Annotated in this window: 8 protein-coding genes; 6 read left to right on the top strand and 2 right to left on the bottom strand. The window is 64.8% G+C overall.

Going from position 1 to position 11,396, the window contains the following annotated elements; genetic code table 11:
- The first annotated feature begins 140 nt into the window (after positions 1–140).
- The 5 genes from EOA79_RS24340 (at position 141) to EOA79_RS24320 (ending at position 6,711) form a co-directional block, all read left to right on the top strand.
- Complete coding sequence (locus tag EOA79_RS24340; protein ID WP_095824812.1) at positions 141–1,196, top strand: LacI family DNA-binding transcriptional regulator; 1,056 nt, start codon at positions 141–143, stop codon at positions 1,194–1,196.
- 65 nt (positions 1,197–1,261) lie between these two features.
- Positions 1,262–2,509 (top strand): sugar ABC transporter substrate-binding protein, encoded by a 1,248-nt coding sequence (locus tag EOA79_RS24335; protein ID WP_095824811.1) that lies wholly within the window; start codon positions 1,262–1,264, stop codon positions 2,507–2,509.
- Positions 2,510–2,905: 396 nt separating this feature from the next.
- Complete coding sequence (locus tag EOA79_RS24330; RefSeq protein ID WP_095824810.1) at positions 2,906–3,829, top strand: sugar ABC transporter permease; 924 nt, start codon at positions 2,906–2,908, stop codon at positions 3,827–3,829.
- A complete protein-coding gene (locus tag EOA79_RS24325) occupies positions 3,829–4,686 on the top strand; it encodes a carbohydrate ABC transporter permease (RefSeq protein ID WP_095824809.1) in 858 nt (285 codons plus the stop codon). Before EOA79_RS24330 ends, EOA79_RS24325 begins: the two co-directional genes overlap by 1 nt.
- A 27-nt stretch (positions 4,687–4,713) precedes the next feature.
- Entirely contained in the window at positions 4,714–6,711 is a 1,998-nt protein-coding gene (locus tag EOA79_RS24320; RefSeq protein WP_095824808.1) for a glycoside hydrolase family 127 protein, read from the top strand.
- A 10-nt stretch (positions 6,712–6,721) separates the two neighbouring features.
- Here the strand turns inward: EOA79_RS24320 and EOA79_RS24315 are convergent, their stop codons facing one another.
- Positions 6,722–7,522, bottom strand: a complete 801-nt coding sequence (locus tag EOA79_RS24315; RefSeq protein WP_128293362.1) for an endonuclease/exonuclease/phosphatase family protein — start codon at positions 7,520–7,522, stop codon at positions 6,722–6,724.
- A gap of 25 nt (positions 7,523–7,547) precedes the next feature.
- The gene (locus EOA79_RS24310; RefSeq protein WP_095824806.1) at positions 7,548–9,005 is read right to left on the bottom strand and encodes a phospholipase D-like domain-containing protein; all 1,458 of its coding nucleotides are present in this window, start codon (positions 9,003–9,005) and stop codon (positions 7,548–7,550) included.
- Positions 9,006–9,040: 35 nt separating this feature from the next.
- Between EOA79_RS24310 and EOA79_RS24305 the strand changes: the two genes are divergently transcribed.
- The coding region (locus EOA79_RS24305; RefSeq protein WP_245489923.1) for a PAS domain S-box protein at positions 9,041–11,396 on the top strand (2,356 nt) is incomplete at its 3' end.

Genomic DNA, 11,396 nt, shown 5'->3' with positions numbered 1-11,396 from the left:
GCCAACCCCTCCCGCTTCCCCTAATCTCCCTTTGAGAAAACCTTTTCCCAAATCGCCTCCCGCCTGCTGACCTCACCCGTCATCTTCGCGCAGGACGATGAGGGAAAACCTTTTCCCAACTTAGGGATGCGCCTCGAACTATGTCTTCCGACGCCGAGCCAGCGCCAGTTTCCGCCAAGCCGCCGGTGACGCTGCGCGAGGTGGCGGCTGCGGCCGGCGTCAGCGTGGCGACGGCGTCGAAGGCCCTGAACGGGCAGGGGCGGATGACCGCCGAGACGCGCGAGCGCATTCGTGAGGTGGCGCAGCGTCTCGGCTTCCGGCCGAACCACCTGGCGCAGAGCCTGCTGCGCAAGCGCTCCTTCACCGTCGGCCTGCTTACCAACGATACCTATGGCCGCTTCTCGCTGCCGCTGATGGCCGGCGTTTCGGATGCGCTGGTCGACAATGGCGTCTCGGTGTTCCTGTGCAATGTCGAGGACGACACGCGGCTCGGCCAACTGCATGTCGAGGCCATGCTCGACAAGCGCGTCGACGGCATCATCGCCACGGGAAAGCGCATCGACCGCCATCTGCCGATCGATCTCTCCAATTTGCGCATTCCGGTCGTCTATGCCTTCACTCAGCCGTATGCCGGCGCGGTCGGCCTGGTCTCCGACGATGCCGGCGGCGCGCGGCTGGCGGTCGAGCATTTTTTGCGGCTCGGGCGCCGCCGCATCGCCCATGTCACCGGACCGGCGGGCTTCGCCGTGGTGCACGCGCGGGCCGAGGCTTACCGGGAAGTGCTCGAGGCGCATGGCCTGCCGGTCGGCGAGCCGCTGCTCGGCGCCTGGTCGGAAGCCTGGGGGCACGATGCGGTGGCGAAACTGTTCGGCAACGGCCGGGGCAGGAAAGGCTGGCCCGATGCCGTCTTCTGCGGCAACGACCAGATCGCGCGCGGTGTCATCGACGCGCTGCGCGAGCGCGGCATCCGCGTGCCCGACGATGTCGGCGTCATCGGCTTCGACAATTGGGAGATCGTGGCCGAGGCGACGCGCCCGCCGCTGACCTCGGTCGACATGAACCTTTCAGCGCTCGGCCGCGAGGCCGGGCTCGCTCTGCTTTCGCTCGTGGGCGGCCAGCCGGCCGCGCCGGGCATCAGGAAACTGCCGTGCCGGCTGGTGGTGCGTCAGTCATGCGGCCGTCCGCCGGGCGGCTGAGGCATCGAACGAAACGGCCGTCGCGCAACGGCCAAATTGGGAGGAGAACCATGAGGAGGAATACCGTGAAAACCATGTTTGCCAAGCTGGCCCTGGCCGCGGCCGTGATCGGCGGCGGCCTGCAGGCGGCGTCCGCCGAGACCGCCAACATCTGGGTGCGCGCCGACGGCTCGAATTTCATGCCGCGCATCGTCGACGCCTTCAACAAAGCGCATAAGGACCAGATCAAGCTCGACATCATCCCGAACGCCGAGATCATCCCGAAATATGGCGCGGCCGCAGCCGGTGGCACCGCGCCCGATGCGCTGTCGCTCGACCTGATCTACACGCCATCCTTCGCCGCCGCCGGCCAGCTCGAGGACATCACCGACTGGGCGAAATCCTTGCCCTATTTTTCGAGCCTGTCGCCGGCGCATGTGAAGACCGGCACCTATAAGGGCCGCATCTACGGCCTGCCGTTCTCGGCCGATTCTTCGGTGCTGATCTGGAACAAGAAGCTGTTCAAGCAGGCCGGGCTCGACCCGGAAAAGGGGCCGAAGACCTGGGCCGAGATCGAGGCCGACGCCGAAAAGGTCAATGCGCTCGGCGGCGACATCAAGGGCTTCTACTTCTCCGGCAATTGCGGCGGCTGCAACATCTTCACCTTCACGCCGCTGGTCTGGGCGTCGGGCGGCGACATCCTCTCCGAGGACGGCTCCAAGGCGACGCTCGACAGCCCGCAGCTGCGCGGCGCGATCGACCTCTACCGCTCGATGGTCAAGAAAGGGCTGGTGCCCGAGGGTGCGCAGACCGACACCGGCGCCAATTTCTTCGCCGCCTTTGCCGGCGGCAAGATCGGCCTCTCGCCGTCCGGCGCCTTCGCCATCGGCGCGCTCAATACGCAATACCCTGATATCGACTACGGCATCACCTTCCTGCCGGGCAAGGATGGCGGCTGGTCGTCCTTCGCCGGCGGCGACAATTTCGTCGTCACCAAGGGCACCAAGAAGATCGCCGTGGTGAAGGAGTTTCTGGACTTCGCCTACTCGCTCGAGGGCCAGACCATCCTCGCCAAATATGGTAGCCTTCCGGTGCGCGGCGACATCGCCAAGGAGGCGCTGAAGGACCTCGATCCGCGCTACCAGGTGGCGGCCGAGGCGATGGCCAAGGGCCGCACGCCCTATTCGGTGGTGTTCAACGACCTGATCAACTCCGCCAACGGGCCGTGGACGCAGATGGTCAACGAAGTCTTCTTCGGCGACGATGTCGACGGCGCCATCGCCAATGCCCAGGAGACCATGCAGTCGATCATCGACCAGGCGCCGCAGAAGTAAAGCGCGGCCCTAAACCTCCCCCTCGAGGGGAGGTCGGACCGCAGGTCCGGGTCGGGTCGCCCGCGAAGTACGCCGACGCTATCTCCCCGTAGGCGCACTTCACAGCGGACCCCCACCCCGGCCTTCGGCCGGACCCTCCCCTCAAGGGGGAGGGGACGCCGCGCTAAATGGCAGGATTATCGCGTTGAGAAAGCTCACTCACCAGCATCGCCAATTTGAGGCGCCGCGAGGTTCGCTCCCGCTTCTCGCCCTGTGGGAGAAGGTGGATCGGCGCGCAGCGCCGAGACGGATGAGGGGTGTTCCAGGAAACACCAGCATCTCACTCCGCTGGAACACCCCGCATCCGTCGCCTTCGGCGACACCTTCTCCCACAAGGGGAGAAGGGGGAGCTCAGCCATGACCACCCTCACTGCAACCTCCGCGCCCGCCCGAGCCAGACGCATCGGCGTCAGCCGCCGGCAATGGGTGGGCCTGCTCTATGTCCTGCCGGCCGTCGCCTTCGTCACCGTGTTCTTCGTCATCCCGCTCGGCATGACGGCGTGGATGTCGCTGCACAACTGGCCGCTGATGGGCGAGCACGCTTTCATCGGCCTCGACAATTACTTTGCCATCCTGCGCGACACGCGGTTCTGGAACGCGCTCAAATTCACCTTCTACTACACGCTGATCGTCACCATCGCGATCTTCGCCGTCGCCTTCCCGCTGGCGATCTTCATCGAGCGGCCGCACCCGCTCACCAATCTCTACCGCACCGCCTTCTTCATGCCGGCCGTGGTGGGCTTTGCTTCCGCAAGCCTGCTCTGGTCGTGGCTGTTGAACGTCGATTCCGGCCTGTTCAGCCCGGCCGCTTACGACCTCGGCCTGACCGAGAGGAAGGTCAATCTTCTCGCCACCTTCCAGCCGGCGTTCTGGTCGATCATCGCCATGGTGGTCTGGAAGGTCGCCGGCTTCACCATGATCATCCTGATGACCGGCCTGCAGTCGATCCCGCAGGACCTGCAGGAGGCCGCCGTCATCGATGGGGCAGGGCCGTTCGCCCGCTTCAGGGCGATCACCCTGCCGCTGATGCGCCGCACCTTGGCGCTGGCGCTGATCCTGTCGGTCGCGGGCTCGATCCTCGCCTTCGACCAGTTCTACATCATCCTGCGCGGCGGCCCGCGCAACCAGACGCTGACGGCGGTCTACTGGATCTTCAACCAGTCCTTCGTCTCGTTCAAGCTCGGCTACGGCGCGGCACTTTCCATGGTGCTGCTGGTCATCCTGGTGGCGCTCAGCCTCATCCAGCTCTGGCTGCTGCGCAAGCCCGAGGGGCTCGACTGATGGCCGAGGCGATGTCGCAGCACCGCAAGGCGGCCTTCAGCCTCGCCAGGCATTCCACCGGCATCATCGCCTCGGTGCTGTTTTTGGGGCCGATCGTGTGGACGGTGCTCTCCACCTTCAAGCCGGCGCAGGAAGCGCGCCAGCCGCCGCTGCCGCCCTGGCCGACCACCGGCTTCTCGGTCGAGAACTATCAGACGCTGAACACTTTCGGCGACGGGCTTTGGGCCTCGGCGCAGAACAGCATCTATGTTTCGGTAATGACGGTATTGCTCTCTGTGCTGGTCAGCGTGCTCGCCGGCTACGGCTTCTCGCGCTTCCGCTTCCCGTTCCGGGACTTCTTCTTCATCCTCATCCTGTCGACGATCATGATCCCGTTCCAGTCGATCCTGACGCCGATCTTCCTGGTGCTGACGAAACTCGGTCTGCACAACACGCTGACCGGCCTGGTCTGCGTCTATGTCACGCTGCAGCTGCCGTTCTCGATCTTCATGATGCGCAACGCCTTCGACGCGGTGCCGCGCGAGATCGAGGAGGCGGCGCGCATGGATGGCGCCAACAATGTCACCATGCTGGTCAAGGTGATGCTGCCTTTGGTCTGGCCGGGCGTCGTCACCATCGCGCTTTTCGCCTTCCTCGGCGCCTGGAACGAGTTCCTGGCCGCGCTGGTGCTGATGACCGACCAGTCGAAATTCACCCTGCCGGTGATGATGACCGCGCTTCAGTCCGGCCGCTTCGGCGCCATCGATTGGGGCGCGGTGCAGGCGGGCGTCACGGTGATGATGGTGCCCTGCCTGATCCTGTTCCTGGCGCTGCAGCGCTTCTACATCCGCGGCCTGATGGCCGGGGCCGTCAAATGATTTCCCGCATTCGAATGGAGTGACGTTATGACCGCAGCACAATCCGCCACCGCAGCCCAGGCAGCCGCGGCCGCGAAGCCGAAGCTTGCCTTCCGGCCGCTGCCCGTGCCGCAGGTCGATGTCCGCGGCTTCTGGGGTGACCGGGTCGACGCGGTCGCCGCCAAGACCGCCGGCATCCTCTACGACCGCTGCGTCGAGGCGCGCATGCTGGAGCAGATCGATCCCGGCCGGCCGTCGCCGGGCGTGGTCATCCCGTTCCATTCGCCGTCGCCCGACGAGGCCGACGCGCAGGGCGCCGAGTTCACCGGCTCGACGGTGACGACCCAGATGTTCTGGGATTCCGACTGGGGCAAGACCATCGAGACCGCCGCCTACTCGCTCTACCGGCGCCGCAATCCGGAGCTGGAGAAAAAGATCGACGCCGTCATCGACATGTACGGCAAGCTGCAGCAGGAGGACGGTTATCTCTCCAGCTGGTACCAGCGCATCCAGCCGGGTCTCCGCTGGACCAACCTGCGCGACTGCCACGAGCTCTACTGCGCCGGCCATCTGATCGAGGGCGCCGTCGCCTACTTTCAGGCGACGGGCAAGCGCAAGCTGCTCGACATCATGAGCCGCTACGCCGACCACATCGCCTCGATGTTCGGCCCGGAGCCCGGCAAGAAAAAGGGCTATTGCGGCCATGAGGAGATCGAGCTGGCGCTGGTGAAGCTCGCGCGGGCGACGGGCGAGAAGAAGTACATGGATCTGGCGAAGTACTTCATCGACCAGCGCGGCCAGCAGCCGCATTATTTCGACGAGGAGGCGCGCGCCCGCGGCGCCGACCCGAAGGCCTATCATTTCAAAACCTACGAATACAATCAGTCGCACAAGCCGGTGCGCGAGCAGGACAAGGTCGTCGGCCACGCTGTGCGGGCGATGTACCTCTTCTCCGGCATGGCCGACATTGCCACCGAATATGGCGACGACAGCTTGCGCGCGGCGCTCGACAGGCTGTGGGACGATCTGACCACCAAGAGCCTCTATGTCACCGGCGGCCTCGGGCCGTCGGCTCACAATGAGGGTTTCACCAGCGACTACGACCTGCCCAACGAAACCGCCTATGCCGAGACCTGCGCCTCGGTCGGCCTGGTGTTCTGGGCGAGCCGCATGCTGGGCATGGGCCCGAACCGCCGCTATGCCGACATGATGGAGCGGGCGCTCTACAACGGCTCGATCTCGGGCCTGTCGCTCGACGGCTCGCTGTTCTTCTACGAGAACCCGCTGGAAAGCCGCGGCGGCCACCACCGCTGGAAATGGCACCGCTGCCCCTGCTGCCCGCCTAATATCGGCCGCATGGTGGCCTCCATCGGCAGCTATTTCTACGGCCTCGCCGACGACGCGCTGGCCGTGCATCTCTATGGCGACTCCACCGCACGCTTCGAGATCGCCGGCCGCCCGGTCAGCCTGGTCCAGACCAGCAACTATCCCTGGGACGGCGCGGTCTCGATCGAGATCGAGGCACAGACACCGGTTGAATTCACGCTTTACCTGCGCGTGCCCGCCTGGTGCCGCAACGCGGCGCTGAAGCTGAACGGCAACATGCTCGATCTCGATGCGGTCACGGTCGACGGCTATGCCGCGATCCGCCGCGAATGGCAAAAGGGCGACCGCGTCGAGCTCGACCTCGAAATGTCGATGGCGCGCCTCTTCGCCAATCCGGAAGTGCGGCAGGACATCGGCCGCGTCGCGCTGTCGCGCGGCCCGCTGCTCTACTGCGTCGAGGAAACCGACAATGGCGGTGGCCTGCACCGCATTGCGCTGCCGCGCACGGCCAGGCTGGAAGCGCACAAAGAGCCGAACCTGCTCGGCGGTATCGTCACGCTTTCGGCGATCGGCAGCCGGGCCGAGGCGAAGACCTGGGGCGGCGATCTCTACCGCCCCGAGCCGCCGGAAACCGAAGAGACGACGCTCAAGGCGATTCCTTACTTCGCCTGGGACAACCGCGATCCCGGCGAGATGCTGGTCTGGCTCAGGGAAGGGTGAGCTACTCTTCCTATAGATGCACGTAAGCCGTGAGCGGCAGGTGGTCGGACGCCACGCGCGACAGCGGCGTGTCGTGCGCTTCCACCGCCGACACCATGCCGTCGCGGTTCCCCATGATCCGGTCGAGCGCCAGCACCGGCAGGCCGGACGGAAAGGTGGGCACAGCGGGCAGCGAGGGGCCGAACGTGTTGTGCAGCGTGTTGAGCGCGGAGCGGTTGCCCAGCCGCCATTCGTTGAGGTCGCCAAGCAGGAGCGTCGGCCTTTCGTCCGCGCTGCTCATGATATCGAGCACGACGCGCGCCTGTTCCGAGCGCGAGCGGCGCAACAGGCCGAGATGCGCCGCGATCACGCGCAGCGTCCGGTTCTCGTCGAGGTCGATCTCGGCGACCAGCGCCCCGCGCGGCTCCAGGCCGGGCAGCTTGATCTGGTGCACGTCGCGCACCGTGCCGCGCTTGAACAGAAGCACGTTGCCGCGCCAGCCATGTGCCTTGCCGTTTCCGGTGATCGGCACCGGGACCAGCCCTGTTTCGATTTCGAGGCGGTTGAGGGCGAGCAGGCCGGCGCGGTCGCCGAAGCGGTTGTCGGCCTCCTGCAGCGCGATCACATCGGGGCTGATCTCGCGGATGACGCGCGCGGTCCGCTCGGGGTCGAACTTGCGGTCGGTGCCGATGCATTTGTGGACGTTGTAGGAGGCGACCACCATCTCGGCGCCGCCGACCCGTTTCGGCGCCGTGGCTTTCGCTTTCCGCATCTTTCTGCCGCGGATCGACAGGAGCACGGTTTCGGGGAGGGTGCGTCCGTTTCTCTCCATGGTTCCTGCTGCTCGTCTTCCTTGCCTACAGATAGGGCGATCCCAGCCACAGCAATCGGTCGAGGACACGAATGACGAAGGCTCTGGCCCTCAGCATCTCGAGTGTCACCGGTTTCGCCGACGCGATCGCCGCGTCGATACGCGCCTCGATCGCCCGGGCGAAGTTGGCATCCAGGACCTCCATGTCGATCTCGAAATTCAGCCTGAGCGACCGGGCGTCGAGATTGGACGAGCCGACATAAGCCCACGCGCCGTCTATTGCCATAAGTTTCGAGTGATCGAAGGGGCCCTCGTGGCGCCACACCCGGCAATAATGCTTCAGCACCTGGTCGAATTGTGCCGTCATGGCGCGGTCGACGAGGAAAAGGTTGTTCACCGCCGGCACCACGATGTCGATCTCGACACCGCGCGCGCCGGCCGTGGTCAGCGCGCTGATCAGCTCGCGGTCCGGCAGGAAATAGGGCGACATGATGCGGATCGATTTGCGGGCGACCGAAAACGCACCCATCAGCAGCTTGTGGTTGGTTTCGTTCGCGGCATCCGGTCCTGTCGCCACGGCTCTGACCAGCATCGGCTGGCCGGGCGGCGGGGCGGTTCGCTCGACCTGCCAGACGTCGCCCTTCAGCGCCTCGTTGCTGGCGAAGCGCCAGTCCTCGGCGGCGACCGAGAACAGGTCGGCCACCACCGGCCCGGTGACCTCGAAATGCGTGTCCCTGGAGCTGTCGGAACCGGCGAATTCGGCCGAGAACCCCTTGCGGATGTTCATGCCTCCGGTAAACGCCACTGTCGCGTCGATGACCAGGACCTTCCTGTGGGTTCTGAGATTCGCATAAGGAAGTCTCAAGCCCATGACGATGTTGCCGTTGAAGAGATCGACGGCGACGTTGGACTCCCTGAGCTGCTTCAGGATGCTGGGTACCGAATAGCGCACGCCGACGGCGTCGATCAGCACGCGCACGGCAACGCCGCGTTTGACCGCGGCGGAGAGCGACTGCGCGAACATCTGTCCGACGGCGTCGTTGTCGAAGATGTAAGTTTCGAGAAGCACGCTCTTTTGCGCGCCGTCGATCGCCCGGCACATCGCCATATAGGCCTCGTCGCCGGTCTCGAGCACGGCGATCATGTTTCCCGAAGTCAGCGGACGCCGCGCCACCCTGTCGCCCAGTGTCTTCAATCCGACGAAGCGCTGGCCGAATTGGGCCTCGATCAAGGCTTCGACGGCGACGTCGCGATTGTGCCCCTCATCCGCCGAACCGGCGCTGGGCCGCATGGCGCTGATCGTCGCGCGGCGGATGCGGTTGATGCCAGCGATGGCGTAGATGATCGCGCCGAGGAAGGGCGACAGAAGCATCACGCCGACCCAACCCGTGGCGGCGCGCACGTCTTCCTTCGTCATGATGGCATGGACGATGCCGACCGCCGCCATCGCCAACGACAGGAAAAGGATAAGCGTCGACCAGTGACTCGCTATCGCCTCGAACATCGGCCCGACTATTGTGCGAGCCGGCGCGGAAGGCAATGCGCCAGGTCAAGGCGGCCCGGATTCGCATGCAGCTCTTTCCGGCCCGGTTGCATGAGGGATCCCGCCAGTGTGACCGGTCGTTCGAACGCTTTGCGCCTCTGTGCGAAAATCGGTCCACCAGGCAAGACGAAATCGTCGTCGGCATTATGTCGGCGCTGCCTCAGTGCCGAAGAGTCGGGCCGCACGGGAACATTCGGCGATCCGATGCGTTTGGCTTTTCGTTGCTCGAGCGGGATTGGGAGATGCGCATCGAAAGCCTTCAAGGAACCGAGGGGTTTATCCGTACCCCGCAGGACGCGCTCACCCTGCAAATCCCGCCTGACTTCATCGAGACGCTGCCCATTGCGATCTACGCTTGCGACGCGCAAGGCCGATTGCTTTGGTTCAACAAGCGCGCTGCCGATTTGTGGGGGCGAACGCCCTTGCTTGGCTCGGACAGCGAACTCTATTGCGGATCCCACAGGCTCTATCTCGATGGACGGCAGATCGCGCGCGCCCAAACCCCGATGGCCGCGGTGCTGCGAACCGGCATTCCCGTCAGGGGGGTTGAAGGAAAGCTCGAGCGGCCGGACGGCACGGCGATATGGGTGATGGTCCACATCGAACCGATCGAAGACGAGGACGGTCGGGTCGTCGGAGCCATCAACTGTTTCCATGACGTCACGGACCGGCGTCTGAGCGATGAGATCATTGGGCAACAGGAGCAGCGGCTCGCTGCAACTTACCAGCATGCGGCGATTGGCATCGCTGAAGTCAACGCGAAGGGCGAACTCGGGCGCGTCAACGGCTACCTGGCCGACCTGCTCGGCTATTCCGCCGATGAACTTGTCGGCAGGTCGGTGTTCGATGCCACTCTGGCGGAGAATGTCGATGCGGACCTGCGTCAGTTCGAGCGTCAGGTGCGAGGCGAGATCGACAGCTACCGGCACGAAAAGCGCTTCATCCGCAAGGACGGGGCAAGAGTCTGGGTCGCGGTCACGTCCTCGAGCGTAAGGGACTCCGAAGGCCGCTTCTTGTATGCGGTGCGCGTCCAGCAGGATATCACCGCCCGCAAGAAGGCCGAGGCCGCGCTCGTCCGGCATCTGGAGCAGCAGGCGGCGCTTTACGAATTCACGGACAGCCTTCAGCGCGCGGCGAATCTCGGCGAGGTTCACGAGATAGCCCTCAGCACCATCATTCGCGCATTGGGTGCGGACCGGGCCTCCATACTCTTCTTCGACAACACCGGCTTCCTCAGATTTGCCGCCTCGCGAGGCCTGTCGCAAGCTTACAGAACGGCCGTCGAAGGCCATTCCCCCTGGTCGCGCGACACACGCGATCCCGAACCGATCGCTATTGCCGACGTCGAGCAAAGCGGATTGCCGGACGACCTCAAGGCGGCTGTGCGGGACGAAGGCATTGCAGCGCTGGCTTTCATTCCGATCTCGGTGCGCGGTCAGCTGCTCGGCAAGTTCATGTCCTATTACGATCATCCGCACGATTTCGTGGAGTCCGAGCTTCGTTTTGCGCTGACAGTGGCCGGACAACTCGGCTTCGCGGTCGACCGCGTACGGCTCGAGACCGCCCGCCAGACGACGGAACGCGCGGCAAATCAGCTCGTGGCCATTGTCGAATCCTCTCACGACGCGATCATCAGCAAGGACCTCAACGGCATTATCGCCTCATGGAATGCCAGCGCGGAGCGGCTGTTCGGCTTCACGGCCGACGAGGCGATCGGCAGGCACATCACGATGATCATCCCTGATGACCGGCTGGGCGAGGAGCCGGAGATCATCAGGCGCATCAGCAGCGGCGAAAACGTCGATCACTTCGAAACGGTGCGTCGCCGCAAGGACGGCAGTCTCGTCGATATTTCCCTGACGATTTCGCCGATCCGCAACAGCCAGGGCCTCATCATCGGCGCCTCGAAGATTGCGCGCGACATCACCGACCAAAAGATGGCTGAAGCCAAGCTGCGGGCGAGCGAGCGTCAGCTGCGCGACCTGCTGGCGGCAATTCCGGCGGCGATCTACACGACGGATGCCGACGGCACGATAACCTTTTTCAACGAGGCGGCCGTCGAGCTTTCCGGGCGCGTTCCGCAGATCGGCAAGGATAAGTGGTGCGTGACGTGGAAACTGTTCTGGCCGGACGGAAGCCCGCTTCCTCACGACCAGTGCCCGATGGCGGTCGCCCTGAAGGAGGGGCGTCCGATACGCAACGCTGAAGCCGTCGCCGAGCGCCCGGACGGCGTGCGCATTCCCTTCATCCCGTATCCGACGCCGCTGCGCGATGAAGATGGCAAGATCATCGGCGGCATCAACATGCTGGTCGATATCAGCGAACGCAAACAGGCCGAAACACAGCAGCGGC

The sequence above is a fragment of the Mesorhizobium sp. M1A.F.Ca.IN.020.03.2.1 genome, from assembly GCF_004023205.1.
Taxonomy (GTDB): domain Bacteria; phylum Pseudomonadota; class Alphaproteobacteria; order Rhizobiales; family Rhizobiaceae; genus Mesorhizobium.
This window is presented reverse-complemented; position numbering and strand designations above follow the sequence as displayed.